General features: G+C 35.1%; 25 protein-coding genes and 2 pseudogenes. 14 read left to right on the top strand and 13 right to left on the bottom strand.

The features are described from left to right. Position 1: 1 nt before the first annotated feature. The gene (locus tag TTHT_RS08015; RefSeq protein ID WP_201327454.1) at positions 2-496 is read right to left on the bottom strand and encodes an RNA polymerase sigma factor; all 495 of its coding nucleotides are present in this window, start codon (positions 494-496) and stop codon (positions 2-4) included. 106 nt (positions 497-602) lie between these two features. Between TTHT_RS08015 and TTHT_RS08010 the strand changes: the two genes are divergently transcribed. From TTHT_RS08010 to TTHT_RS07975, 8 genes and pseudogenes are all read left to right on the top strand, one after another. After that, positions 603-1439, top strand: coding sequence for a DUF4097 family beta strand repeat-containing protein (locus tag TTHT_RS08010; protein ID WP_201327453.1), 837 nt, complete (start codon positions 603-605; stop codon positions 1437-1439). 97 nt (positions 1440-1536) lie between these two features. Beyond that, positions 1537-2115, top strand: a pseudogene (locus tag TTHT_RS11040) (GTP-binding protein); the annotation flags it as partial. 713 nt (positions 2116-2828) lie between these two features. After that, positions 2829-3389: a LolA family protein gene (locus tag TTHT_RS08000; protein WP_201327451.1), complete on the top strand. Its 561-nt coding sequence runs from the start codon at positions 2829-2831 to the stop codon at positions 3387-3389. Beyond that, positions 3386-3931, top strand: a complete 546-nt coding sequence (locus TTHT_RS07995) for a hypothetical protein (RefSeq protein ID WP_201327450.1) — start codon at positions 3386-3388, stop codon at positions 3929-3931. Before TTHT_RS08000 ends, TTHT_RS07995 begins: the two co-directional genes overlap by 4 nt. Beyond that, positions 3924-6035, top strand: a complete 2112-nt coding sequence (locus tag TTHT_RS07990; protein ID WP_201327449.1) for an ATP-dependent helicase — start codon at positions 3924-3926, stop codon at positions 6033-6035. Before TTHT_RS07995 ends, TTHT_RS07990 begins: the two co-directional genes overlap by 8 nt. Next, positions 6036-6269 (top strand): hypothetical protein, encoded by a 234-nt coding sequence (locus tag TTHT_RS07985; protein ID WP_201327448.1) that lies wholly within the window; start codon positions 6036-6038, stop codon positions 6267-6269. Continuing rightward, entirely contained in the window at positions 6262-6894 is a 633-nt protein-coding gene (locus TTHT_RS07980; protein ID WP_201327447.1) for an MBL fold metallo-hydrolase, read from the top strand. The genes TTHT_RS07985 and TTHT_RS07980 overlap by 8 nt, the downstream gene beginning before the upstream one ends. Beyond that, complete coding sequence (locus TTHT_RS07975; RefSeq protein ID WP_201327446.1) at positions 6894-7259, top strand: PilZ domain-containing protein; 366 nt, start codon at positions 6894-6896, stop codon at positions 7257-7259. Before TTHT_RS07980 ends, TTHT_RS07975 begins: the two co-directional genes overlap by 1 nt. Here the strand turns inward: TTHT_RS07975 and hisC are convergent. The 5 genes from hisC to aroF are packed head-to-tail and all read right to left on the bottom strand — an operon-like array spanning position 7256 to position 12272. Then, a complete protein-coding gene (gene hisC, locus TTHT_RS07970; protein WP_201327445.1) occupies positions 7256-8353 on the bottom strand; it encodes a histidinol-phosphate transaminase in 1098 nt (365 codons plus the stop codon). The genes TTHT_RS07975 and hisC overlap by 4 nt on opposite strands. Position 8354: 1 nt before the next feature. Further along, a complete protein-coding gene (locus tag TTHT_RS07965; protein ID WP_201327444.1) occupies positions 8355-9134 on the bottom strand; it encodes a prephenate dehydrogenase/arogenate dehydrogenase family protein in 780 nt (259 codons plus the stop codon). After that, the gene (pheA, locus tag TTHT_RS07960; RefSeq protein ID WP_201327443.1) at positions 9125-10189 is read right to left on the bottom strand and encodes a prephenate dehydratase; all 1065 of its coding nucleotides are present in this window, start codon (positions 10187-10189) and stop codon (positions 9125-9127) included. Before pheA ends, TTHT_RS07965 begins: the two co-directional genes overlap by 10 nt. Continuing rightward, positions 10186-11442 carry a 3-phosphoshikimate 1-carboxyvinyltransferase gene (gene aroA / locus TTHT_RS07955; RefSeq protein ID WP_201327442.1) on the bottom strand — a complete coding sequence of 419 codons (1257 nt, stop codon included), beginning with the start codon at positions 11440-11442 and terminating at the stop codon, positions 10186-10188. Before aroA ends, pheA begins: the two co-directional genes overlap by 4 nt. After that, the gene (gene aroF / locus TTHT_RS07950; RefSeq protein ID WP_201327441.1) at positions 11439-12272 is read right to left on the bottom strand and encodes a 3-deoxy-7-phosphoheptulonate synthase; all 834 of its coding nucleotides are present in this window, start codon (positions 12270-12272) and stop codon (positions 11439-11441) included. Before aroF ends, aroA begins: the two co-directional genes overlap by 4 nt. A 358-nt stretch (positions 12273-12630) precedes the next feature. Between aroF and TTHT_RS07945 the strand changes: the two genes are divergently transcribed. The 5 genes from TTHT_RS07945 (at position 12631) to TTHT_RS07925 (ending at position 17629) form a co-directional block, all read left to right on the top strand. Continuing rightward, the gene (locus tag TTHT_RS07945) at positions 12631-13104 is read left to right on the top strand and encodes a PaaI family thioesterase (RefSeq protein ID WP_201327440.1); all 474 of its coding nucleotides are present in this window, start codon (positions 12631-12633) and stop codon (positions 13102-13104) included. 10 nt (positions 13105-13114) lie between these two features. After that, positions 13115-13393 carry a hypothetical protein gene (locus tag TTHT_RS07940; RefSeq protein WP_201327439.1) on the top strand — a complete coding sequence of 93 codons (279 nt, stop codon included), beginning with the start codon at positions 13115-13117 and terminating at the stop codon, positions 13391-13393. A 27-nt stretch (positions 13394-13420) separates the two neighbouring features. Continuing rightward, the gene (locus TTHT_RS07935) at positions 13421-15469 is read left to right on the top strand and encodes a TonB-dependent receptor (RefSeq protein WP_201327438.1); all 2049 of its coding nucleotides are present in this window, start codon (positions 13421-13423) and stop codon (positions 15467-15469) included. Between the two features lie 85 nt (positions 15470-15554). After that, the gene (locus TTHT_RS07930; protein WP_201327437.1) at positions 15555-16865 is read left to right on the top strand and encodes a double-cubane-cluster-containing anaerobic reductase; all 1311 of its coding nucleotides are present in this window, start codon (positions 15555-15557) and stop codon (positions 16863-16865) included. Between the two features lie 2 nt (positions 16866-16867). After that, positions 16868-17629 (top strand): acyl-CoA dehydratase activase, encoded by a 762-nt coding sequence (locus tag TTHT_RS07925; protein ID WP_201327436.1) that lies wholly within the window; start codon positions 16868-16870, stop codon positions 17627-17629. Here the strand turns inward: TTHT_RS07925 and TTHT_RS07920 are convergent. From TTHT_RS07920 to TTHT_RS07905, 4 genes are all read right to left on the bottom strand, one after another. Further along, a complete protein-coding gene (locus TTHT_RS07920; protein ID WP_201327435.1) occupies positions 17609-18409 on the bottom strand; it encodes a nitrilase-related carbon-nitrogen hydrolase in 801 nt (266 codons plus the stop codon). The two genes, TTHT_RS07925 and TTHT_RS07920, sit on opposite strands and share 21 nt — an antisense overlap. Positions 18410-18468: 59 nt before the next feature. After that, the gene (aspS, locus tag TTHT_RS07915) at positions 18469-20238 is read right to left on the bottom strand and encodes an aspartate--tRNA ligase (protein WP_201327434.1); all 1770 of its coding nucleotides are present in this window, start codon (positions 20236-20238) and stop codon (positions 18469-18471) included. Next, positions 20222-21475: a histidine--tRNA ligase gene (hisS, locus tag TTHT_RS07910; protein ID WP_201327433.1), complete on the bottom strand. Its 1254-nt coding sequence runs from the start codon at positions 21473-21475 to the stop codon at positions 20222-20224. The genes aspS and hisS overlap by 17 nt, the downstream gene beginning before the upstream one ends. 216 nt (positions 21476-21691) lie before the next feature. Beyond that, positions 21692-22237: a hypothetical protein gene (locus tag TTHT_RS07905; RefSeq protein ID WP_201327432.1), complete on the bottom strand. Its 546-nt coding sequence runs from the start codon at positions 22235-22237 to the stop codon at positions 21692-21694. 321 nt (positions 22238-22558) lie between these two features. On the opposite strand from TTHT_RS07905, the pseudogene TTHT_RS07900 reads away from it, so the two are divergent. After that, positions 22559-23693 (top strand): annotated as a pseudogene (locus TTHT_RS07900) (IS256 family transposase). A gap of 5 nt (positions 23694-23698) precedes the next feature. Here TTHT_RS07900 and TTHT_RS07895 read toward each other — a convergent pair. The 3 genes from TTHT_RS07895 to TTHT_RS07885 all read right to left on the bottom strand — a co-directional run bounded on the left by TTHT_RS07895 (position 23699) and on the right by TTHT_RS07885 (position 25226). After that, positions 23699-23863 (bottom strand): hypothetical protein, encoded by a 165-nt coding sequence (locus TTHT_RS07895; RefSeq protein WP_201327431.1) that lies wholly within the window; start codon positions 23861-23863, stop codon positions 23699-23701. Positions 23864-23880: 17 nt separating this feature from the next. Further along, on the bottom strand, positions 23881-24108 hold the full coding sequence (locus TTHT_RS07890; protein WP_201327430.1) for a DUF2188 domain-containing protein: 228 nt from the start codon (positions 24106-24108) through the stop codon (positions 23881-23883). Positions 24109-24476: 368 nt separating this feature from the next. Further along, positions 24477-25226 carry a hypothetical protein gene (locus tag TTHT_RS07885; RefSeq protein ID WP_201327429.1) on the bottom strand — a complete coding sequence of 250 codons (750 nt, stop codon included), beginning with the start codon at positions 25224-25226 and terminating at the stop codon, positions 24477-24479. Positions 25227-25228 lie beyond the last annotated feature (2 nt).

Raw genomic sequence — 25228 nt, 5'->3', positions numbered from 1 at the left:
TTTAACCTCCCTGTATTTCTAAAATAATTTTTCTTAGTTTTTTTAAAGAAGAGTAGAGTTTTGTTTTAACTGTGTTTTCAGGTATTCCCTTAATCTCTGCTATTTCTCTAAATGTAAATCCATCTAATTCTTTCATTATCACTATTTCCCTCTCTTCTTCTTTTAATTTTAAAAGTGCCCTGTTTATAAGTTCTTTTTTTAAGCTCTTTTCTGTATGTTTAAGAGGGTTCGAGCTTTCTTTAAGGTTTTCTGGTAGTTCATCTGCTTTAAACCTCTTTTCACGCCTCAAAAAATCAATAGTTTTATTTGACGCAATTCTGAAAAGCCATGTTTTTAAAGAACTTTCTTCTCTGAATCCATCTATTTTCCTGTAAACATTTATAAAAACTTCCTGAAGAATATCTTTTGAATCTTCATCGTTGCCTATCATCTTTCTAATGTGGTTGTATAAAATTCCACTGTATTGTTTTACTATTTCATCAAAATCATATTCCATAGCACCTCTTTTGACGGAAATATCTCCCTTTTAGTTTTACCACCTTTTGCAACATTTTATTCCCTTTCCCGTAAATTTACAATGAAAAAAGATTATGGAGGCAGATATGAAAAAAATATTTCTGACTTTTTTATTTTTAGTTGGTTTGTCGATTCATGCTGAAGCATTGCAAAAAGATGTAAATCTTAAAATTAATGACATATCCTCAATTAGAACAGTTTCATTTGAATTTGTGAATGGGAAAGCAAATATTGAGGGAGCCAATATACACTCAATTGAAATAAAGGGTACAGTGAAGGTAAAAGGTAAAGATCAATCGGTTGGCGAAGAAATATTAAAAAAGGTTAACTTTAAGATAAAAAAGCATGGAGATGAATTGGAAATTTCTTTAAATTATGATGAATTAAAAAAGGAATTAAGTAGAGGAGACGGTTTTTTGGGACTTTTCTGTTCATGGGGGAGACAGCCTGAAATAAGTGTAAATTTAGATATAAAACTTCCTGAAAGCCTTGATGTTGATTTTTCTGGAGTAAATTTTGATTTAGAGGTATTGAATGTGAGAAATGTTGAGGTTGAGAATGTAAATGGGGATGTTAAGGTTGAAAATTCAAGAAAAGTCAAATGTGAAAGCGTAAACGGAAATGTTGTTTTTAAAAATATAGAGGTAAAGGCATCCTGTGAAGTTGTAAACGGAAATTTTTCGCTTGATACAAAATCGTCAAAAATTTCCTCAATTTCTTTTGAGTCAGTAAACGGTAACGCTTCTATTAAGTTGCCCCTTAAAACAATAGGGAGCATCAGTACTGAATCTTTGACTTCAAAAACAACTCTTATTTTAAAGGGAAAGAAAACGGTTAAGAAAAATCTTGAATGGAAAGGCGACGGAGATTGCGATATTGAAGTTCAGACAATAAATGGAAGAATAACAATTGAAGGATTCTAATAAATTTTTCTTTTTCTCGTATAAATCCTTATAAATTAAATTGACCGCCTTTTTTTACCGTGCTAAAATTTTATAGACATCTTTTTGGAGGACGGGATTGGTATTTTTTAATTATTCTACAATGCAGATGGTAGTAAAAATAGTTTACTATGGTCCCGGTTTATGTGGAAAAACAACAAATCTTGAATATATTTATTCAAAAACCTCTCCTAAATCAAGGGGAGAGATGGTAAGCCTTGAAACAGAAACAGATAGGACTTTGTTTTTTGACCTTCTCCCTATTGAAGTGGGTGTAATTGGGGGATTTAAAACAAGATTCCAATTATATACTGTTCCTGGACAGGTGTTTTACAATCAGACAAGAAAACTGGTTTTAAAGGGTGTTGATGGTATTGTTTTTGTAGCAGATTCTCAGAGGCCAATGCTTGAAGCAAACATTGAAAGCTTTAAAAACCTTGAAGAAAACCTTGCTGATTTAGGAATAAACATTGACGATGTCCCTATTGTCCTTCAATACAATAAAAGAGATTTGAAAAATATATGCTCTGTTGAAGAATTAAATGAGGCTTTAAATAAAAAGGGTTACCCTTATGTTGAATCTATCGCGATTACAGGAAAAGGGGTATTTGAGACTTTAAAGCTGATTTCTAAATATACACTTCTCTCGGTAAGGAAGAAGCTTAACCTTGATGAGGTCAAAAAGGCTGAAGCACCGAAAGTTTCTACTCCTGCAACTCCTCCGTCTCCAACCAATGTTGTTGAAGAAAGCAAAAAGGAGCAGGAGATAAGAGAGAATAATGAGGATTTATACCTTACTGAAGAAGAAGTTGAAGTTGATGAAGAAGTAGAAGTTGATGAAGAAGTAGAAGTTACATCTCAAAATGAACAGGCAGAGCAGGAAATACCCTCTAAAGAAATTTCCCCAAGTGATGTGAGAGAGAGTGTGGCAGATGAGAGTGTGAAAGTTGATGAGGTTGAAGAGGGTGAGGAAGTGAAAACTGCTAAAGAGGAAAAGGTTGAGGCTCCAGCAGAAAAACCACAGGAAAAGCCCATTGCAAAAGAAGAGCCAAAAAAAGAAGATTTAATAACTGTGAACTTTGATACTTCACCACAACCTAAATCTGAAAAACCTAAAAAGAAAAAGGCAATAGATGACCTTGATGTAGATAATCTTTTAGCAGGGCTGGTTCCAACAAAGCAGACTTTTATAAAGCAGTTAAAGTACGAGTTTAATTCTCAGGAGTTTAAAAAAATTAAAGGAGTTGATGTAACTTTAAACTTCAAAGATGAAAATGGAGAAGTTATCAGGGTTGAAGAGTTTTTTATGAAGCTGGATAAAAAATCCAAGACAAAGAAAGCCCTTCTAAAAATATTAGTTGATTTACTGTCATGACAAAGGCTTTTTTCCTTGTATTTTTACTTCTTTCTCAATTCCCATCAAGTTTTTTAAATTTAAAATCCTTTAAAGTTGATTTTGTACAGAAAACTCAGAGCCCTTTTTTTCCTGAAATTGAGGATAAGGGGTTTCTTGTGGTTGACGGTTGTAAATTCAGGTTTGAATACACAACAAATGATAAGAGGATAACTGTTGGAGACTGCAAAAAGATCTACCAGATAAATAAGGATGATAATTCTATAATTGTTCTTGACTATGGAAAGATCAAGACAAATCCATTTCTGTCTCTTTTGCTGGATAGAAGTAAATTAACTCAAAACTTTGTTATTCAAAAGATTGAGGGGGAAGAGCACTTTTACAGGCTTATCCCAAAAACTAAAACAGATGATATGCCTTTTACCGTTTTAAAAGTTAAACTTAATAATAAAGAGGATAAAATTCTTATGCTTGAAATTATTGATGAAACAGAGCAAAGGACTGTGTATAAATTTTCAAATTATATACCCGGGTATAAACCTGATAGTTCCCTTTTTAAAGTGGAGGCTCAAAAATGAAAAAGATTGCTTTTTTGCTTTTCTTTGTTTTTGCCGTTAACTCTTTCTCCATTACTATTAAAGGTTCAATAATGGATGAAGAGGGAAAGCCAATTGTGGATACTCCTGTTTTTCTTGTAATGAAAAAAGTTAAGTTTTCTTTAAAAAAATTTAAGTTAATTGAGGTTGATTCAAAAGTTGTTCAAACAAAAACCAATCAGGATGGATTATATAAAATTGATGTTGAAATAGACCAGTACTTTAATAAGTTTTTTGTGGATTTTGTTGGAGATGGATTTTGTTATGCAAAATATAAAAAGCCTGAACCTGAAGATATAACAAAGCTTGTTGACAAGGGGATTGATATTGTTGTTAACAGGGTTTTTAAGTTTAACAAACGCTGGAAGGATGTAAAACTTGTTCTTGACATAATTGGGAAAGACTCACCTTACTATAAGGTTTTAAAAGAATACGGTTTTCCTGATGAAAGGGTTAAATTAGAAGATGGAACTGAAAAGTGGAAGTACTATGATATAAATAAGGAGATTATAATAGGTGAGTGAAGACTTTGACCTTTCCCTTCTTAATTCAGCACAGAAAGAGGCAGTACTCTATAACAACGGCAATCTCCTTGTGTCCGCAGGAGCAGGTAGTGGAAAAACAAGGGTAATTGCATATAAAATAGCCTATCTTGTAAAAGAATTACTTGTCCCTCAGCAGAATATACTGGCAGTAACCTTTACAAATAAGGCTGCGGGAGAGATGAAGGAGAGGGTTGAATCCCTTCTTGAATTGAATTACTTTTTTGGCCAGATTTCAACATTCCATTCATTTTGTCTTAGGGTTTTGAGAAAAGAAGCCCATTATTTAGGTTATTCTCTTGATTTTGCTGTTTGCGACTCCTACGACTCTGTCCAAATAGTGAAAGAAGTTTTAAAGAATATGAGGTTAAGACTAAAAGAAAAGCCAAAGGTTGTGCATGGGATAATATCTGCATACAAAAACGGCAGAAAAACAAGCCTTCCTAAAGATTTAAGTAGCGATTTAATAAACAATGTAATAGAGGAATACAACAACTATCTCAAAAACAATAACTTAATGGATTTTGACGATTTGTTGCTCAATACATTGCAGTTGTTCAGGGAGAATGATTCAGTTTTAGATTACTATGCCTCAAATTATCCCTTTATTTTAGTTGACGAGTTTCAGGACACAAACACAGTGCAGTACGAGTTAATAAAAAGGCTTTCAAAAAATTCAATACACCTTTGCGTGGTAGGGGATGAAGACCAGAGTATATATGGTTGGAGAGGGGCTGAATACAAGAATGTTTCAAGGTTTATAGAGGATTTTGAAGATGTAAAGATTATTAAACTTGAGAAAAATTACCGTTCAACAAGAGAGATTTTAAAAGTGGCAAACAGTGTTATTTCGAACAACCCTGATAGAATAGAAAAAAAACTCTTTTCAGAACGAGAAGAAAAGGGTGAGATGGTTATTTTTGGGGGGTTAACTCCCGGGGAAGAGGCTGAATTTGTTGCTGAAAGGGTTGAGGAATTGATTGAATCCGGGGAATTGCATTCAGAGATTGCAATTTTGTACAGAGCAAATTACCTTTCAAGACACTTTGAGGATGCTTTTGTTAAAAGGGGAATTCCATACAGGGTTGTAGGCGGCATAAGGTTTTACGAAAGAAGAGAGATAAAGGATATACTTGCTTTTTTAAGGCTTGTTAACAACACACATGACAATGTTTCCTTTAAAAGGGTTATAAACCTGCCTAAAAGGGGAATTGGAGAGAAGACGCTTGACAAACTTGAGCAATATTCCACCTCATTATTTGAAGCAATAGATTTAATCCCTGAAAATTTCCCTAAATTCAAATTTTTCAAAGCGTTTAAAGAGACAATTAATAATTTAAAGCAGGCTGAATTTGATTTAAACTTTTTTGATTTGCTTTTAGAAGAAACTCAATATATTGATTTTTTGAAGAGTGAATATTTTGGCCATGAACTTGAATCAAGGATTGAAAACATATACGAATTCAGAAATGCTGTAAAAGAGTATATTCAAAGAGCTGAAAACCCTTCTTTAAAAGAGTTTCTTGATTCAATTTCCCTTGCATCTGATACAGATGAGATTAGCAAAGATGCAGTTAACTTAATGACTATCCATGCAGCTAAGGGGCTTGAGTTTAACAGCGTTTTTGTTGTTGGCCTTGAAGAGGGGGTATTCCCAACAGGCCAGAGTTTTTCCTCTTTAGAAGGGATTGAAGAGGAGAGAAGGCTTATATATGTTGCAATAACAAGGGCAAAGACAAATTTATTCCTCACATTTTCTCGCTCAAGGGGGTTTGGTGACAGGTATTTTGAAAAGAGAACTCCTTCAAGGTTTTTGAAAGAGATTCCAATTGAAAAGTTTTCTATCTCTGGATTTTCTCCATTTTCAAGCCCCGATTACTCTTCTGCTTCTTACTCTTCAAAAGAAAAGATAATTGACGATTCTGAAGGTGAAAATAAATTATCAAAGGGAGATACAGTAATCCATTCAAGATATGGAGAGGGAACGGTAATGAATGTGCTTGATGGGGGTAGCAAGGTTATTGTCAAATTTAAAAGAGTGGGAATAAAGATTTTAAAGGGCAATACCTTAAAAAAGGAGGAATAAATGTTTTTTTTATTCTTCCACAAAACAGATAATAAGATTATAGATACTGCTTTACCTCCCTTCACATGTCCAAACTGTGGTGCAGTAATAAATGCTCAAGAAGTTATTAAAGTTGTTCACAAAGGTTTTTTTCTCTTAATTCCATACAGATTTACTTTATATAAAGTTGTTTGTGGCAATTGTGGGAAAATGGTAAAATTACCTAAGGAGTTAAGGGGGTATTTAAATGATTGAAATTGAAACCTATGTTGTCAACGCTTTTTTTGTTAACAATCATGTTTTAATAGATAGGGAAAATAAGGAATTAGCTTTAATTGACGCACCTGGAATTTCTTCTGAACTTGAGAATTACTTAAAAGAGGGGTTTAAAGTAAAGTGGATTGCTTTGACTCACGGCCACATAGACCATATTGCCGGATTAAGAGATATTGTTGATTTAACAGGGGCTCCTTGGTATATAAATGAAAAAGATTTAAAGTATGTTGAACATGCACCAAGGGATATGTTTGCCTCAGTGTTAAAGGTCAAAGAACCGCCTGAAAATCCTCTTTTCTATAAAGAGGGAGATTTTCTTGAAATTGGAGATGCAAAATTACAGGTTTTTGATACACCTGGCCACACTCCCGGCGGGATTTCCCTTTATTCAGAGAAGTATTCTGTTGTTTTTACAGGTGACACCCTTTTTAAGCTTTCAATAGGAAGGACAGATTTACCCGGGGGAGATTTTGAGACTTTGAAAAACTCTATTTTAACCAAGCTCTATACTCTTCCTGACAACACAATTGTTTTTTCAGGGCATGGGGAGACAACAACAATAGGCTTTGAAAAGGAGAATAACCCTTTTGTAAGGATAAAATAATGGAAGAGAAAAGAAAGCATAAGCGAGTCTATTTTTCTTTAGATGAAGATTACTTTGTTGAAATTCAGGGAAAATCTGTTTTAAAGCCAAGGCTTCTTTCTTTAAGTGAGGGGGGATTAAGTTTTTTTCTTCCACTTAAAAAAGGGGATGACTTTAAAAAGGATGATTTAATTTTTCTTTCTTCCATAAAAACCAAAGATAAGATTATAATAAATTCTCTTGTTTCCCTTTCTGTAAGGTATGTTAGAAAAGATGAAGAGGTTAATAAAGCTATAGTAGGTTGTCAGTTTTTAGACCTACCAGAAGAAGATAGAGAAACCATTAAAAAATTGGTTGAAGAAAAAATTAAGGAATTTCCATTCTAATTTTTTCCCCTTGTTTTTAAAAACTCTTCAAGAAAAATATTGTTTTGTCTTTCTGTTCCCACAGTTACTCTGAAATAATTGTCAATGCTGTAAGGTTTCAGACTTCTTACCACCACACCTTTTGATTCAAGTTTTTCAACTGTTTTGCTTGCATTATTGTCTTTTACAAGGTAAAAGTTTCCCTTTGCCTCAATATACTCTATATTGTTTTGTTTAAAAATTTCGAAAATTCTTAACTTTTCCTCTTCAACAAGTCTTCTTGATTTTTCTTTAAAGTTTTCGCAATCTAATGCTATCTCACACCCCTTTTGAGAAAGGTAAGGAACATTAACCGGAAGCTTAATCTTCCTTAAAGCATTAATTATATTTTTATCTGCAAAGCAGTAACCGACCCTCAATCCTGCAAGCCCGTAAATCTTTGAAAAGGTTCTTAAAATTACAAGGTTTTCCCTTCCACTTTCTTTAAAGTAATTGAGAAGCGAGTTTTCTTCCCCAATGTATTCAATGTAAGCCTCGTCAACAACCGTTAAAACATTTTCAGGGATTTTCTCAATAGTTTCAACAAGGTTATCTTTTTCAATAAAATCCCCTGTCGGATTATTTGGATTTGCTATAAAAATTACCTTTGTGTTTTCGTTAACATTTTTAGGTATTGCTTCAACATTTCTTTTGAAATTTTCTTCAAGTGGAATTTCTATTAATTCTCCGTCGCTTGCTTTTATGCAGGTTTTGTATAGTGCAAATTCCTTTTCATAGGTTAATCCGGAATCCCCCGGATTTAGCATAATGCGGCAAAGCATATCAACAATTTCGCTTGAGCCGTTGCCGATAAAAAGGTTTTCAACAGAAATGCTGTAATACTCTGATAGTTTTTTTAAAAGGCTTATCCCAATTCTATCTGGGTAAATATTTACATTTTTTACTTCCTTTTCAAGAAAATTTACAACCTCTTCAGGTGGCCCAAGGGGGTTTTCGTTTGATGCTAACTTAACAATTTTTTCAGGCTTGATTCCCCACTTTCCCGATATATTCTCAATTGATTTTCCCGGCACATACTCTGGTATTAAATTTATTTTATTTGCAAATTCAACCATTTTATACCTCTATATTTTTTCTTAAACTGTCAAGGTAATCAAAGGCTGTTTCGCTGTCTTTTTGATTTATAATGTGTTTCAAATACTCTAATTGAGACTGCACTTTATTAATCTCCTTAACCGAGTGTTTGTTAAAGAGTATTTCGCTTAAAAGGAAGTTGTCTTCGCTTAAAAGCCCATTTGCTATTTCAAGGTGTTTTTTAAATGTTGTGCCTGGCACTGTTTTTATGTCAATGCAGCCTGCAAAAATAAAGGTTGCAACAAAGGGAAGGGTGAGAGAGTAAGCCATTGTTCTGTCGTGCTCTTCAAGTGAGAAGTGGTAAATCTTTAAGCCTAAGTCTTCAAAAAGTTCTGTAAAAAACTCTTTTGCTAAGTGGTCTGATTCTTCCATAATTACAACGCATTCCCCCTTTACCTTGTTCAAGTTTGCAAAGGTTGGGCCAAACATAGGGTGAATTGAGAAAAATGGATTTTTTGCGCTTTTGTAATAATCAATTATGTCTCCTTTAACAGAGGCAATATCCCCAATTATTGTTTTAGGGGATATAAATTCCTCTAACTCTTTAAAAACAGGGATTGTATTTTTAAGGTTGACTGCGTTTATTACAATATGAGGGTTAAATTCAGTAATCTCTTCAAGGTTGTTTGAAATAACTGCATTTTCAATGTTAATGTTTTTCAACTTTTCTGGATTAATGTCGTATAGAAAGAGATTGTGTTTTTTTAAAATTTCTGCTAAAAAACGCCCCATTTTCCCCATTCCCGTTATTGCTATTCGCATACTATTTCCCCCTTATTGTAGCTTCCAAGCCATTTGTAAAAGTCTGTATTTTCTTTTACTAAATTTAGGGTTTTTTTAATGTGGTTATCATCGCTACTTCCCTCAAAATCAATGAAAAACATATAGGTGTTAGGTGTACCGCTTACAGGCATTGATTCTATCCTTGTAAGGTTTATTTTGTTTTCTGCAAAGATTTTAAGTATATTGAACAAACTTCCAGCCTTGTGCTTCACAGAGAAAATAATTGATGTTTTGTCTCCCTTTGTTTGAGGCTTGTTTGAAAGTGCAAAAAACCTTGTAATGTTTTCAGAGTGGTCTTCAATATTTTCCATTAGCACTTCAAGGTGATACAATTTTGCACATAATTTATTTGCTATAACCGCAGTTGCGTCTGGTTTTTCTTCAAATAGCATTTTTGCAGCCCCTGCAGTGTCATAGTATGGCCTTGCTTCAAAGTTGTGTCTTTCAAGGAAGTCTTTGCATTGAGAGAGTGCTTGAGGGTGAGAGTAAACAACTCTAATATCCCTGTAATTTGTGTCTGGAAGAACTAAAAGGCTGTGCTGGATTTTGACTGGAATTTCCTTTATTACAAAGACATTGTGTTTGACGAGAAGGTCATTTACATCAAGAATTGAACCGCCTAAAGAATTTTCAACAGGCACAACTCCAAAGTCGTAGTACCCCTTTTCAACTCCATTGAAGACATCTGCAAATGTGTTAATGGGAATGGCTATCCCTTTTCCATTGAAGTTTCCCGCTGCAATCTCTCCATACGCCCCGTGCTCTCCCTGAAAAGCAATTAATTTGTAATCCTTGCTTTGAAGGGATTTACTCTCTTCCAAAACGGTGGAAAAAAGTTTTTTGGTAAATTCTGGTGAGATAACGCCGTGTGCGTAATTGATAACATTTGCGAGAACCTGCTTTTCCCTTTCAGGGTCAAATACCTTTTTTTTAAACTTTTTTGAGGTTAAGGCTAATTCCATTCTCCTGTTTAATAGTTTAATAATCTCAAAATCAATTGTGTCAATCTCTTTTCTCACTTTTTCAAGGTTCATTTTCCCCCCTCTATAATTACTTTTCCTTTAAGTTTTCTTAAATCCTCAAAGAAATTAGGATAAGACTTTGAAACGCATTTGTAGTTTTCAATTTCAACTCCATTTTTTGACACAAGACCGCATACTGCAAGAGCCATTGCAAGCCTGTGGTCATTTCTTGAATCTGCTTTTCCCCCAATAATGTTTGATGGGTAAACTGTCATTGAGTTTTCGTCAGCCTCAATTTTTACTCCAATCTTTGAAAATTCTTCAATCAGCCCTTCAACTCTGTTGCTTTCTTTAAACCTTAGCCTTGAAATTCCGTAAATCTTTGAAGGTTTTTCCCCCTTTGCCCCAAGGGGAATAATTGAAGGCACAATGTCAGGGCAATTTGTTACATCTATTTCAAAGTTTCTAATTGTGGATTGTTCTGTCTCTATAAAATTCTCTCCAATTTTAATTTTACAACCTGATTGCAGTAAAATATTCAGTATTTCCCTGTCTGCCTGTTTGGAATCTGGATTCAGGTTTTCAACTCTAACCTTTCCCCCAATTGCCCCTGATACAAGCATAAAGCAGGCTGATGAGAAGTCTCCCTCAACTTTAATATTCAATGGCTTTAGTTTCTTTGGTTTTATGAAGAATGTTTCATAATTCCTGTTTTCAATTGTTACACCTGTTTTTTCAAGCAAATCAAGTGTAAGGTCAATGTATGGTTTGCTTGTTAAGTTTTTAACCTTAATTTCAGAATTTTCTTCCACCTGGGTTAAGGCTATTAAAAGCCCTGTTAGAAACTGGGAAGTAATGCTTCCGTCAACCTCTGTATATCCGCCTTTAAGTTTCCCTTTTATTTTAATCGGGGGGTAACCGTTGTTGGTTTCAAGAATTACTCCCAATCTTTCAAGAGGCTTTACCATCATTCCAACAGGCCTTTTTAAAAGGCTGTTTTTACCTGTAATCTCAATCTCTTTTTCAAAAAGGGAAAGAATGGGGGTAAACATTCTTATACAAAGCCCTGCCTCATTGCAGTTGAACTTTTCCTTTACCTCTCTTTTTAGCCCTATAATTTCAACTGAATTCTCGTATCTTTCAACAATACTCCCCATTCCTTTTACAATATTTAAAGACGAAAGGCTGTCGTCGCTATTTGACGGATTTAAGATTACGCTTTTTTCATTGCAAAGTGATGCAATAGCGTATGCCCTCTGTGTAATAGATTTTGAAGGGTTAATTTTTATCGTTCCAGAAATTTCAGAAGGCAAAACCTTTATCATTTTCTTTCCTTTACAAAGTATGGATTAATGTCTTTCATACAGTTTACAAGGTTTCTCACCTGTTTTACAAGTGTATTGAATTCTTCAGGCAATAAAGCCTGTGCCCCATCGCTTAATGCCTCTTCAGGCTTGTGGTGCACCTCAACCATTATGCCGTCTGCCCCAGAAGCAACGGAAGCAAGGCTCATTGGGGGGATTAATTCAGGCCTTCCTGTTGCGTGTGATGGGTCAACTATTACAGGCAAGTGGCTTAAGGTTTTAACAACTGAAACTGCTGAAATGTCAAGGGTATTCCTTGTGTAGGTTTCAAAACTCCTTATTCCCCTTTCGCATAAAATCACATTTGGATTGCCCTCATTTAATATATATTCAGCACAGGATAGCCATTCAACAATTGTTGAGTGCATTCCCCTTTTAAGCATAACAGGTTTGTTTACCTTTCCAACCTCTTTTAAAAGGGAAAAGTTTTGCATATTCCTTGCGCCAATCTGGAGAATGTCAACAAATTCTGAAACCCACTGAACATCCCTCGGGTCAATTACCTCGGTTATTATCGGAAGCCCTGTTAACTCCCTTGCCTTTGCAAGTATTTTCAGCCCCTTCAATCCCAATCCCTGAAAGGAGTAGGGTGAGGTTCTCGGTTTAAATGCCCCGCCTCTTAAAATGTTTGCCCCTGCTTCCTTTACATACTTTGCAATTGTGATAGTCTGTTCTTCGCTTTCAACAGAGCATGGCCCTGCCATAATGACAAAGTCTTTCCCAATTTCAACATTCCCCACCTTTACAATTGTTTTTTCCTTTTTCTTTTTAGCAAGTCTTAAATTGTTCATCTTTTCCCCCCAGATAAATGCTTTTAAAAACAAAAAAGCCGCGAACCTTAGTATGGTTTCGCGGCTTTGTAAAAAAGAAAAAGCCGCAGGACTGTCTGCCCTGCGGCTCGCATATTTTAAGCAGACAGCCCTTATTTTAAATAAAAGTAATAAAAATAAAAGTACTGTCTGCCTGTATTCATATCCGTCTTCATCATGCTATAAAAGTTATCACACAAATCACAATTGTCAATAAAAATTTTTTTAATACTCCTTAATGGAAAAATTTGAAACTTTTAAACCAGTGTTATAGCATTAAAAACTGAAAGTACTACTTTTAATGGTTATTGTAATTGATAGGAGAAGATTGGAGAATTGTATGGGGCTGAAAGAAATAATGGCAACAAAGATGATGAGGCATTTTGCAAAGAAAAACATTCCCCTGCTTCACTTTGTTGAACCTTCAATTGTTAAGTTAACTGATGATGAAATTGAGATAAAAATACCTTTTAAGAAAAAGAACAAAAACCATTTAGGCTCAATGTATTTCGGGGTGTTAACCGTTGGGGCAGATGCCTCTGGCGGGGTGCTTGCAATGAAGTTAATTAAGGATAGCGGAAGGAAAATATCTTTAATTTTTAAGGACTTAAAGGCGGAGTTTTATAAGAGGGCAGAGGGTGATACACATTTTGTTTGCAAAGACGGAAAAGGTATAAAAGATTTAATTCAGAAGGTTATAGAAACTAAAGAGAGGCAGAATATGCCTCTTCACATTGACGCATATGTCCCCTCAAAACAAAGAGAACCGGTTGCCCATTTTGTTTTAACTCTGTCTTTGAAGTTAAAAGAGTGATTTTTTAAGTATGAGAAGAATTACAACTATACTGTTTTTTATAACCTTTTCAATTTTTTCCCTTGTTTTAGGGGTTCACCACCACAGTGACAATAGGCCTCATCCTGAGTGTAGCCTATGCGTCTTGCAGCACGATTTTTCTTCAACAGCAAGTTTGGATTTACCACTAAATTTGTTTTTTGATAAAATTTTTATTCCGTTTCCAGAGATAATTTACTCTGTTTATATTGTAAAACTGATTAAGCCATCAGGAAGATGCCCTCCTTTTTCCTCTTTTGTTTTGATTTAAGTTAATTTAAAAAACAAAGGGGGAATTATGAAAAAAATTATATATTTTTGCATTATTTGTTTGTTATCTGTATCTTTTTCATTTGCTAATAAACTGAATGAGAACAAAGGGAAGAAAGAGAATAAGAATAAAAATCAGAAGGTTGAAGAGACAATAGTTGTAACCTGTGATATTAAGCAGGAAAAGGTTTTCAAGGCTGAAAAGTCTGTAAATTACATAGATTTCAAGGATTTGAAACTGACAGCGCCATCTTCACTTTCAAATGTTTTTGAGAGAACTGCAGGTGTTACATCCTCTTCAACAGGAAATTCAAGTGTGCGTCCTGTTGTTAGAGGGCTTTACGATGAAAGGGTGTTGATGATGGTAAACGGAATAAGGCAGGAAGAGCAGTTTGGTGGGGGTAATCACACTTATTCAATAGCCCCTGAATTTATTAACTCTGTCTCTGTTTTAAAGGGTTCATCTTCGGTTACCTTTGGTTCTGATGCAATTGGCGGGGTTATAAATATGTTTTTAAACGGTTATGGTGAGGATAGAATTCCTTCAAACTTTTTTTCAGCATTCTATCAAACAGCAACAAACGGGAATAAACAACACTTTTTTTACTCAAAGAATTTCAATGATTTGTCTGTCTATTTTGAAGGATTGAACAAGGATATGGGAAACATTACAACGCCAGATGGAACTTTAAGAAACTCTTACGCAAAAGGGTATTTTTACAATACTGGTTTAAATTACAGTAAAGACAAGTGGTCGTACAAACTCAATTTTTATGGAATGCAGGCTGATTTAGGCATCCCTGTAAATCCGGTTGCAATTGATATGGGGTTTAAAAACAACGAATATAAGAGAATGCAGGGGGAAATTGATTACTCCCCGTCTGTCTCTAATTGGACTGGGGTTAAGATTATCTTTGCAAATCAGTTTAAGCACAGGCATATGTATATGGAATTGCCGTACAACAACCAATTTTCAAGGGTAAATGAGATTTTTCTAAATAAAACTTCAAGAAATGTAAGGATTTTTTCAGACTTTCTATTTGGTTCAAACCTTTTAACAGTTGGCTTTGACGGATTCAGGGAAGAGGCCTGGTCTTACAAGAGAAAGGGGCTAAAGAGTTTAGAAACATCAGAATATAATCCTCAAACAATTCCAGGGGTGATCCCCCCTTCAAAAAGGTATGGCTGGGGAATATTTGCAAGGGAAGAGCACGATTTTAACGAAAAGTTAAGCGGATTTTTGGCAGCAAGGTACGATTGGATAAAGGCTGATGCGAAGGATAATTCAGACTACTATTATTCAGGGGTAACGGATACTGATAAAAAAAGCAACTTTTCAACAGGGTTTTTGTATCAATTAACCAACAATCAGGTGTTTTATCTCAATGCAGGAACCTCATTCCGTTCACCTTCATTGCTTGAAAGGTTTTTTTACGGTGCACATCAGGATTCTGTAAATATTGGAAATCCCCACCTTAATCCTGAAAGGGGGAAGAGTGTTGATTTAGGATACAGGTTTAAAAGAGAAAAGGTTGACTTTTCTATAGGTGTTTTTAGGACAGCAATAGACAACTTTATTGAACTTGCAAACACAGGGGAGATTGATTCTAACAGTGGTCTTGAAATATGGAAGTGGCTAAACCTTTCAAAGGTTGTTTTAAAGGGTGGTGAGTTTGAAGTTCACTATCATTTTACTGATTCCTTATCCTATAAAATTAATCTTTCTTATGTAATTGCTAAAGATGTGCATACTGACTCATACCTGTATGAGATTCCCCCTGTAATTATCAACAATATTTTAGATTATTCAGGGGAAAGGGATGGAATTAAGTACAATTTTAAATTTGTTGCACACAGCGAATGCAGGCAGGATAGGGTTGCACAGTTTGAAAAACCAACTCCTGGATTTACAGTTTACAATTTTTACTCTGATTTTATGTTTTCAAAGCATTTAAGGTTTAACCTTTCAGTTACTAATATTACAGACAAGTCGTACCACAGCCATTTATCAAGGATTCGCTATATGAACGAGGGTATGGGAAGGAGTTTTAACTTTGAATTGTCTTATGTTTTTTGAGGATAGTGATTTTTGAAAACAATTAGAGTTATTGAAAAGGGAATAGGTGTTCGGTAAAATTGAGTAAATGATTTTGGGGGGTTATATGTCTGAAAAGTATGTTGATATTTATAAAAAATTGGATATGGATATAGAAAAGCATAGTGAGTTAATGTCGGCATTATTTCAGTTATTTTCAGATGTATTTTTAACTCAAAAAAACAGGCCTGAAAATATTAAATACTTTGATTGGCTAATGAGTGAGATTCACGGGAAGAGAATTGAAGAGTTAATGGAATTTAAAGATAAAAACAAACCCCTTGTTGGAACATTTTGTATCTTTATCCCTGAAGAGATTGTTGTTGCATCCGGTGGTGCTTGCTATGGATTATGCGGCGGTGCACAGTTTTCAATCCCTGATGCAGAGAGGGATTTGCCGAGGAATATTTGCCCCTTAATTAAATCAGCCTATGGCTTTAAGGTGCAGAGAACATGCCCCTATACTCAAATTTCAAACTTTATTTACGGGGAAACAACCTGCGAGGCAAAAAAGAAGACATGGGAGATATTAAACGACCTCCATCCAACTCATGTAATGCACATCCCACACATGAAGGGGAAGAGGGAAAAGGATTTGTGGAGAGAAGAGATTTACGAGTTTAAGAATCACATTGAAGAGATAGTTGGCAAGGAATTGACATTTGAAGAGTTAAAGAAAGGTGTTGAAATAATAAATAAAAAGAGAGAGGCATTGCAAAGGCTTGATTATTTAAGGAGTACAAAACCTGATATTGTGCCAATTAGCGGGCTGGATAGCCTTTTAGTTACTCAAATTTCCTTTTACGATGACCCTGAAAGGTTTTCAGACAAGGTTTTTGAACTTTGCGATGAACTTGAAGAGAGGATTGATAAGGGTATTTCTGTTTGTGAGTCTGATACTCCAAGGATTATGGTTATAGGCACGCCTATGGCTCCGCCAAACTGGAAGCTTCACCAGGTTGTTGAGACAACAGGGGGGATTGTTATAAATGAAGAGGCCTGCATTGGCCACAGGTACTTTAAAGACAACATAGATTTAGATGGTGTTGAGAGTGTTGAAGATATTATTGAGAGAATGCTTGAAAGGTATATGAAGATTGACTGCGCCTGCTTTACTCCAAATGACGAGAGAATTGACAAGATTATAAAGATGTATAGGGAAAAGAAAGCAGACGGAATAATTTACTATACGCTTTCCTTCTGCCACACTTACAATGTTGAATCTAAAAAGGTAATTGACAGGCTTAAAGAAGAAAAAATACCTGTTTTGAAGATTGAATCAGACTATTCAGCAGAGGATGTTGGTCAGATAAAAACAAGGGTTGAGGCTTTTCTTGAAAGCATCAGGTTTAAAAAGTCTTTTAAAGCCAAGAGGTGAAAATGTTTTACGGTATAGATGTGGGCTCAACTTACACAAAGATTGCAGGGTTTAACGAGGAAAGGGAGATAATTGATTTGCATGTTTTCCCAACACAGGTAAATCCAGATGAAGATGTTAAAAAGTTTTTGAAGGATAAAAATGTTGAGGTTATTGTTTCAACAGGTTACGGCAGGTATATGATAAAGGATAGTTTTAATTGCCCTGTAATAAGCGAGATTAAGGCTCACGCAAAGGGTGCATACCACTTCTTCCCTGATGTGAAAACTGTAATTGATTTAGGCGGGCAGGATAGCAAGGTTATAAAGGTTGATGAGGACGGTAATTTTTCAGATTTTAAGATGAATGACAAGTGCGCCGCAGGCACTGGAAAGTTTTTAGAGATTGTTGCATCAAGGTTAGGTGTTTCTTTAAACGAATTTGCAAGTTTAGGGGAAAATGCTGATAAAAAGATAAAAATAACCTCAATGTGTGCTGTTTTTGCAGAATCAGAGGTTATATCGCTTCTTGCAAAAAAGGAAAGCGTTGAAAATATTGTTTACGGAGTGGTTGATTCAATTGCAGACAGGCTTGTGTCAATGGTAAAGAGTTTAAGGCCTGAAGAGAGAATTGTTTTTAGCGGCGGTGGTGCTTTAAATTCTCTCCTTGTTAAGTTGTTGGGGGAAAAACTGGGGTACAAAGTTTATGTCCCTCAATATCCTCAATTTTTAGGTGCAATAGGTGCTGCCGTTAGTGCAATTGAATTAGTTGGAGATTTTGTATAAATCTGTTCTCCTGTCTGAAAATAAGTTGTTTAAGGGATTCAGGTTTTTATCTGTTTCCTTTAAGTCAATTTCAACAGAAAAAAGGCCTGTTGTTTCTCTGCCGACAGTTAATACCACTTCCCCATTCGGGGAAATTATCTGGCTTTTTCCCGTAAACTCTATCTCTTCCCCTTTTTTGTTTTTCTCTTTACCAAATCTGTTTGCGGTGATAATAAATACTCTGTTTTCAAGGCTTCTTGCAAACATTGCCCTCTGGCAATACGGCAAAACAAGGTTTGCAGAGTGAAGGATAACCTTTGCCCCGTCCAATGCAAGGCTTCTCATTGCTTCAGGAAAAATCCAGTCAAAGCAAATCATTAAGCCAACCTTGTATCCTTTCCCCGTGTCAACTGCATTAAATGGGGTATCTCCCCTTTCAAATATTTCTTTTTCCTTGTAAAAGAGGTGTGCTTTTCTGTAAATTGAAACAATACCTTTTTCTGAAACAAGCACCTGAGAGTTAAACGGCTTATCCTTCCCCTTTTCGCAAAATCCCCCTGCGATCAGGCAATTTTTCTCTCTTGCAAGGCTTAACAGCGATTTTACAAAGTATCCATTCTCATCTTCGGCCAATTCATTTGCCTGTTTTGTGTTTTCAAACAAATATCCTGTTGAACAGAGTTCAGGCAAAACTGCAATGTCAAACTTGTGTTTTTTTAGTTCTGAAACAATAAAATCTGTGTTCTCTTTTATCTTCCCAAATTCAGGCTTAAACTGTAAAAATCCAACCTTTAACTTCATTAACACCTCGCTTTGTAACCGCAGTTACGGTTATGGCTGTTACGAAAATTTAATTTTGGTTACTCTTTTTCCTCTGTGATTTTTATTTTTAATTCCTCTAACTGCCTTTTGTCAATGCTTGAAGGGGATTCTGTCATCAAACAGGTTGCTGATGTTGTTTTTGGGAATGCAATAACATCCCTGATTGATTCCCCGTTTGCAAGAATCATAACAATCCTATCAAGCCCGAATGCAATTCCCCCGTGGGGTGGTGCACCTAATTTTAATGCCTGTAAAAAGAATCCAAACTTCTCTTCTGCCTCTTTGTCACTTAATCCAATTGCCTTGAATACCTTTTTCTGAATTTCCATATTGTGGGTTCTTATGCTTCCTCCGCCTATTTCAAATCCGTTTAATGCTAAATCATAAGCCCTTGCCATAACCTTTGAAGGGTCTTTATCCAGTAAATCAAGGTGTTCTCTTTTCGGTGAGGTGAATGGGTGGTGCATTGCAACATACCTTTTCTCTTCTTCATCCCATTCAAACATCGGGAAATAGGTAATCCATACAAAAGAAAGGGTATTTTCAGGGATTAAATTTCTCTCCTTTGCGATTTTTACCCTTAATGCCCCAAGGCTTGTGCAGGCTGTTTCAAATGTATCTGCAACTATGAATACTATATCTCCCTTTTCACCGTTTAATTTTTCAAAGAGTTTTTCAGCTCTCTCTTCCCCTATAAATTTCAGGATAGGCGAGTTAAAGCCTTCGTTAGTCCATTTAAACCATGCAAGCCCTTTTGCCCCATAGGATTTTGCAATATCCTCAAAGTCTTTTATATTTTTCCTTGAGTATTCTGCCCCGCCTTTAACGAGAATTGCCTTAATCACTCCGTTGTTTTCCTTTACAGAGTCAAAAACCTTGAAACCTGCACCGCAGACAATATCTGAAATCTCATTTAATTCCATCCCAAAGCGTATATCTGGCTTGTCGCTTCCGTATTTTTCCATTGCCTCTTTGTATGTCATTCTTTTAAAGGGTGTTTCAATTTCAAAGCCTGCAACCTTGCAAATTTCTTTCATCATTCCCTCAACAACTGAGAAAACATCTTCCTCTTCCACAAAAGACATCTCCATATCAATCTGGGTGAATTCAGGCTGCCTGTCTGCCCTTAAATCCTCGTCTCTGAAGCATTTTACAATCTGGAAGTACCTGTCAAAGCCTGAAATCATCAGCAATTGCTTAAACAACTGCGGTGATTGAGGCAATGCGTAAAATTTTCCTGTGTGAATCCTTGACGGCACAACATAATCCCTTGCCCCTTCAGGGGTTGACTTTGTAAGCATAGGGGTTTCAACCTCAACAAAGCCCTTTTCATTCAGGTAATTTCTAACGGCAAGTGCAACCTTGTGCCTTAAAATAAGTTTATTTTGCAAAGGATAGCGCCTTAAATCTAAATACCTATACTTTAGCCTCAACTCCTCTGAAACCTTTGCGTTTTCGTCAATGTTTATTGGCAATGCCTCTGTTTTGTTGAGAAGTTTAACATCTGTTGCCTTAACCTCAATCTCTCCTGTGGTCATTCCTTTGTTAACCATATTCTCCGGTCTTTTTTGAACAATGCCGTCAACAGAGACAACATCCCAGTTTCTTAAAGATTTTGCCTTTTCAAAAACCTCTCCGTCGTTTTCGTCAAGGGTAACTTGCGTAATTCCCCACCTGTCTCTTAAATCAAAGAATACCAGGGAGCCTAAATCCCTGTGCGAGTTTATCCATCCACAGAGTTTTACCATTTCACCTTCATTTTTTGCGGTTAATTCCCCGCAGGTATGGGTTCTATTTATTAATTTCATCTTTTATCTCCTTTACAAGATTTTCAAAACTTATCTCTTTCTGGCTTCTATTCTCAAGGTTTTTAAAGACAACCATATTCTTTTCTGCTTCGTTTTCCCCTGCAATAATTGCAAATCTTCCCTGCTGCTTGTTTACATAATTCAATGCTTTTTTAAGGGATTTTGAGTCTGCAACAACCTCTGCGGCAAGTTCGTTTTCCCTTAAATTTTTTGCAACTGAAAAGCAATAGTCAATTGAATCTCCCGCAGGAATTACATAGATTGTTTTGTTTGAAAAATCAAAGTTTTTATTATCAAGCAAAAGAACAAGCCTGTCTATCCCTAATGCCCAGCCAAATGCAGGGGTATCAGGCCCACCTAACTCTTTTACAAGGTTGTCGTATCTTCCGCCGCCTAAAATTGCGTTCTGGCTTCCTAAATTTTCCGATACAACCTCAAAAACTGTTCTTGTGTAATAGTCAAGCCCTCTAACAAGGTTTGGGTCAAGTTCAAACTTAACATTCATCTTTTCAAGGAAGTGGAAAACTCTATCCTGATGCTTTTGGCAATCCTCGCACAAACTCTGCTGTATATCCGGTGCATCTTTCACAGTCTCCTTGCAGGACGGCACCTTGCAGTCAAGCACTCTTAAAGGGTTTGTGTCAACCCTTCTTTTGCAATCCTCGCATAAATTCTCTTTTACGCTTTCAAGGAATTTCTTTAAATTCTCCCTGTAAACAGGACGGCACTTTTCGCATCCAAGTGAATTTATCTTAACGCTTAATCCTTTTAATCCAACCTTTTCAAGAAGGTTAATAACAAGTTCAATTGTCTCTGCGTCAATGTATGGGTTTTTGCTTCCGAAAACCTCAACTCCCAGTTGAAAGAATTGTCTATACCTTCCCTTTTGAGGCCTCTCGTACCTGAACATTGGTCCTATATAAAAAAGCCTCTTAATTCCCCCCTCTGCATACATTTTATGCTCAAGGTATGCCCTTACGACAGATGCGGTGTTTTCAGGCCTTAAAGTAATGCTTCTTCCCTTTCTGTCTTTAAATGTGTACATTTCCTTGTGTACAATGTCTGTATCCTCTCCTATCCCCCTTGCAAAAACCTCGGTGTATTCAAAAATAGGGGTCATTATCTCTTTGAAATTGTAAGTCTTTAAAATTTCTCTTGCCTTTTCTTCAAAAAATCTCCACTTTTCAATATCAGGATAAAAAATATCCCTCGTTCCTTTAACCGTTTTTACAGGCATAACTCTCCCCTTTAATTTCTTTTCAGTCTGTAATTTTACTATAAAAGCCCAAAGTTTACGAAAAATTTATAAAAGCAAGGCTAATCCAATCTATTTTCAATTGCAATTATTACTTCTTCGCGGAGATTCTCAAGTTGTTTGTCAATTCTGTCCAGATAATTCATTTCCCACTTGCTTTTTAAGTCCTTTATTAAAGTTGATAAATCAATTAGTTTTTTAGAAAAGCATTGGTTGTTGTTCTTTTTCTTTTTTTAGACAGTTGAATTGCCATTTGTTATTTTTAATTTTTGCGTTAGTTATCGAAAAAGCCCTATAAAAACGACTGTTTCTCATTCGTGCTATATTGCAATAGTTTCCTCTCTCTAATAATAGTTTGATTATACTTTCCGTCGCATAGTATCTCACTTTATTTGTGTGTAACTTACCTGTTAATAAAAAAAATCTAATACTTCCTAGTAAAATATCCGTAATTTGTATTAAGAGTCTATTTTCATCATTCGGATTAGAGTTTTTTCTAGCAATAGGAATTATTTTGCAATTTTCGTCAATTATAATGTTTTTCTTTAATTGGGGATTGAGTTTTTTAATTATTCTTGAATAGTCTAAACTTCTATTATAAAATCCTTGATAATGCTCATCTCCATCTACATAGAAATTTTTTATAATTACAGGTTCATTGAAAAATAACCCGTGCAATCCACTTTTAATTCCTATTCTCATAGTCGTTTCTATTCTTTGTAATTCATCTAAATTCTCATACATATTTTTGTGTTCATCTTCAATTCTTAACACGGTTAATTTTGCACAAATAGGGGTTTCCAGTTTGTAAATAGAGTTATGAATACTATCTGAATAATAATAAATATTTTTTTTGTTGTTTTGGTGCAATGTGGCAATGGCATAAGATAGCCAACTTTTGATTATGTTTGGAATGCCGTGATTTGTTTTTTTGCCTTTATTTAATTTTTTAAATGAAATTTCGGCAGTGTAACATTAATTGTGTCAGGGAGAAAAGAAACTCCTTTCGGGAAGGAGAGGTTAAAATAACCTCAGAAGAAAAATTCCCGAAAGGAGGTACCACCAATGAGTGATTTAATTTTCACTCAATTTAAAGAATTTTTCAAGAAAATGTTGCAGGAAATGTTGTTGGAAGAGAGGGAAAGATACTTAAAAGAAGCAAGAGGCCAAACAAGGGCAAACGGTTATTATAAGCGAACGCCTAAAAGCTTTTTAGGAGAGATTGAATTGCAAATTCCAAGAACAAGAGACAGTCAGTTTAAGGTTAAATGGCTTCCCCAGAGAAAAAGGGTAATGTTTTTTCTTGAAGATATTGTGGAGGCAATGTTTATAGCAGGAGTATCCACAAGAAAGACAGCAGGGGTAATTAAAAATCTCATAGGGGCTAACATATCCGCTCAATATGTAAGCAGGATAAGTGAAATATCTGAAGAAGTAATTGAAAAATGGAAAAACAGAAGATTAACAAAAACATACCCCGTGCTATACATAGACGCAACATACATTTTCATTAAAAAGAGACAGTGTGGCAAAAGAGGCAGTATATGCAGTATTGGGCCTGTCTGAAGACGGTAAAAGAGAAATTTTAGGATACTTTCTTCCTGGAGGAAACGAAAAAGCATCCCTCTGGCAGGAAATATTCAGGGATTTAAAAGAAAGAGGCTTAAAAGGAGTAAAACTGATTATAAGTGATGATTTAACAGGTTTATCTGAAGCGATAAAAGAAGAATTTCCTGAGACTATGCACCAACTTTGTTGGTTTCACCTGAAAAGAAACATAAAAAACAGAGTAAGAAAACATCATTTTGAGAAAATAAAAGAAGAATTAGACGAGATAATGAAATGCGAAAGCAGGGAAGAAGGGAAAACCAAACTTCTTGCATTTATTGAAAAATGGAAAAAGATATACAGGTTTTTAAAAAACATTAAGGCAAAAGTTGATAACTATACATTCTTTCTCCTTGCCCCTGATGAGATAAGAAGTTACTTCAGAACAACAAACTGGATGGAAAGGTGTTTTAAAGAGTTAAAAGATTACATACGAATACGAGGATTTTTTCAAAATGAACAAAGTGCAGAGAAGTTTCTTTACATTTTCTTCACAGACAAGAATGAGAAGTATCAATCAAGGAGTTTGAGGTATTCTTCTTCTTTTAATCGCTTTTTTTCTTCTCTTTCCCGGAAGGCTTCCCATGCCTGACACAATTAACTTGACATTACCGAAATTTCACCTGCTTTTGGTGCGATTTTTCTTTTAATTTCAATTAAACTGTTTGTTATTTCTTTTTTTCTTTGGATAGGAATGAAATAAAAACAATGCCAATATCCATTTTTTTTTGATTCATCATGAAAAATTTCGTATTCTTTCATTGTTTAATCCTGTATAGTTATTTTTTATCTTTTGGTGGGCATGGGTCGTTTCCATAACTGTTTCTATTAGAAATCTTGCCATTTTTGTTATGTATGATTAATTCTGTTTTTTTGTTTTTTGCGATTTTTTTTGCTTTTTCAATTGCTTCTTTTTTTGTTCTAGTGGATTGCAATGGGGTTTTTTTTTCTTGTTTAATAGCCCATTTCCCTTTTTGGGGCACTACGTGAAAAGATGTCTTTTTCATTTATTCCTCCTTCAATTTTATTGGGCTAATTTTAGCCCAATAAAAATATAGTAATATATCTTGTGTTGTCAAGAAGAAAACAATACTATATATTGTGTCATGCTTTGAGTTAGTTGTTGGTTGTTTTTTTAGTGTGTTTTTGGGAGTTTATTCTAAATAAAAAAATGGATTTGTCACTTTAGAAATTTTTAATATATTGATGATTCTGAAAACAGCGGGGGGTATTTGATTGAAATTTTAGTGTTATTTGTTTTATGGCTGTTGTCTTTGGGAGTTATCGGGATAATTATTTTAGGGTTAATTTTTTTAAGCCTTTTCAGATAATTTTCATAAAGAGATTTAGAAACGGGGCGTTAAGCCCCGCTTTTTTATGTTAGTGATTTGTAGGATGAGAGTTTGAAGAGGATTTTGAGAAAGATTGTAAGTTGAAAGAGAATGAAGGCAAATATTATTGCAAGCCAGCCGTTGAGGATAAAGATTTTATAGGTTATAAGCAGGCCAATAAAGGTAATTATCCCCTCAACTATCTGGTATCCAAAAAATGGCAGCACTCTTTCAGGCTTTGAGAATGCTTTGAATCTGTTTTCCATAACAGTTTTTACTCTTGCTGCGTTGTGAAATAGTGAGATTATTAACCCTATTAAGAGTGTTAAAACAAGTTTAATGTGTTGCAAGATGTACGCTGTTTTTACATTTACAGTGTTGTCCATCATTTTTTTTAAAGGAAATCCTATAATCCCGCTTAAAACTCCAAAGATTATTATGTAAATGAAGAATAGCCCTAAAAATCTCCAGAAGTTTTCAGGTGATTTTTTCAGGCAGTTTACATTTTCGTCAATAAGTTTTGAGAATATGCCGGATAAAAGAAGTATCCTCACAATGAAGTAAACAAGAAGAAGTATTGCAATGATTACCGCATAAGCGCCTATTCCCCTCATTTTAGGGAGTATGTCTGCAACATAGTCAACGGTGAAGTTTATAGAGTAATAGTTTCTCCTTGCCGAAGATTTAATTGTTGTGAATATCGGGATAAAGACTAAAAGAAACATTATAAAGTCTTCAAGGTAAAGAAGAATAGCAGTTTGCTTGTTTTTCCAGATATATTTTAAATATTTCATTG

It is taken from the genome of Thermotomaculum hydrothermale (assembly GCF_016592575.1).
GTDB classification, from domain to species: Bacteria; Acidobacteriota; Holophagae; order Thermotomaculales; family Thermotomaculaceae; genus Thermotomaculum; species Thermotomaculum hydrothermale.
Note: the sequence above shows the minus strand (reverse complement) of the source record. Positions and strands in the feature narration are given on the sequence as shown.

What these genes read in the sequence shown, in the direction of transcription:
- TTHT_RS07905 (WP_201327432.1), bottom strand. Translation starts at nt 22,237, where the DNA reads ATGTATGAGAATTTAGATGAATTACAAAGAATAGAAACGACTATGAGA.
- pheA (WP_201327443.1), bottom strand. Translation starts at nt 10,189, where the DNA reads ATGAACCTTGAAAAAGTGAGAAAAGAGATTGACACAATTGATTTTGAG.
- aspS (WP_201327434.1), bottom strand. Translation starts at nt 20,238, where the DNA reads ATGAAATTAATAAATAGAACCCATACCTGCGGGGAATTAACCGCAAAA.
- TTHT_RS07885 (WP_201327429.1), bottom strand. Translation starts at nt 25,226, where the DNA reads ATGAAATATTTAAAATATATCTGGAAAAACAAGCAAACTGCTATTCTT.
- TTHT_RS08010 (WP_201327453.1), top strand. Translation starts at nt 603, where the DNA reads ATGAAAAAAATATTTCTGACTTTTTTATTTTTAGTTGGTTTGTCGATT.
- TTHT_RS07975 (WP_201327446.1), top strand. Translation starts at nt 6,894, where the DNA reads ATGGAAGAGAAAAGAAAGCATAAGCGAGTCTATTTTTCTTTAGATGAA.
- TTHT_RS07925 (WP_201327436.1), top strand. Translation starts at nt 16,868, where the DNA reads ATGTTTTACGGTATAGATGTGGGCTCAACTTACACAAAGATTGCAGGG.
- hisS (WP_201327433.1), bottom strand. Translation starts at nt 21,475, where the DNA reads ATGCCTGTAAAAACGGTTAAAGGAACGAGGGATATTTTTTATCCTGAT.
- TTHT_RS07980 (WP_201327447.1), top strand. Translation starts at nt 6,262, where the DNA reads ATGATTGAAATTGAAACCTATGTTGTCAACGCTTTTTTTGTTAACAAT.
- TTHT_RS08000 (WP_201327451.1), top strand. Translation starts at nt 2,829, where the DNA reads ATGACAAAGGCTTTTTTCCTTGTATTTTTACTTCTTTCTCAATTCCCA.
- TTHT_RS07890 (WP_201327430.1), bottom strand. Translation starts at nt 24,108, where the DNA reads ATGAAAAAGACATCTTTTCACGTAGTGCCCCAAAAAGGGAAATGGGCT.
- TTHT_RS07985 (WP_201327448.1), top strand. Translation starts at nt 6,036, where the DNA reads ATGTTTTTTTTATTCTTCCACAAAACAGATAATAAGATTATAGATACT.
- TTHT_RS07965 (WP_201327444.1), bottom strand. Translation starts at nt 9,134, where the DNA reads ATGCGAATAGCAATAACGGGAATGGGGAAAATGGGGCGTTTTTTAGCA.
- hisC (WP_201327445.1), bottom strand. Translation starts at nt 8,353, where the DNA reads ATGGTTGAATTTGCAAATAAAATAAATTTAATACCAGAGTATGTGCCG.
- TTHT_RS07945 (WP_201327440.1), top strand. Translation starts at nt 12,631, where the DNA reads ATGGGGCTGAAAGAAATAATGGCAACAAAGATGATGAGGCATTTTGCA.
- TTHT_RS08015 (WP_201327454.1), bottom strand. Translation starts at nt 496, where the DNA reads ATGGAATATGATTTTGATGAAATAGTAAAACAATACAGTGGAATTTTA.
- TTHT_RS07895 (WP_201327431.1), bottom strand. Translation starts at nt 23,863, where the DNA reads ATGAAAGAATACGAAATTTTTCATGATGAATCAAAAAAAAATGGATAT.
- TTHT_RS07940 (WP_201327439.1), top strand. Translation starts at nt 13,115, where the DNA reads ATGAGAAGAATTACAACTATACTGTTTTTTATAACCTTTTCAATTTTT.
- TTHT_RS07930 (WP_201327437.1), top strand. Translation starts at nt 15,555, where the DNA reads ATGTCTGAAAAGTATGTTGATATTTATAAAAAATTGGATATGGATATA.
- aroA (WP_201327442.1), bottom strand. Translation starts at nt 11,442, where the DNA reads ATGATAAAGGTTTTGCCTTCTGAAATTTCTGGAACGATAAAAATTAAC.
- TTHT_RS07995 (WP_201327450.1), top strand. Translation starts at nt 3,386, where the DNA reads ATGAAAAAGATTGCTTTTTTGCTTTTCTTTGTTTTTGCCGTTAACTCT.
- aroF (WP_201327441.1), bottom strand. Translation starts at nt 12,272, where the DNA reads ATGAACAATTTAAGACTTGCTAAAAAGAAAAAGGAAAAAACAATTGTA.
- TTHT_RS07920 (WP_201327435.1), bottom strand. Translation starts at nt 18,409, where the DNA reads ATGAAGTTAAAGGTTGGATTTTTACAGTTTAAGCCTGAATTTGGGAAG.
- TTHT_RS07935 (WP_201327438.1), top strand. Translation starts at nt 13,421, where the DNA reads ATGAAAAAAATTATATATTTTTGCATTATTTGTTTGTTATCTGTATCT.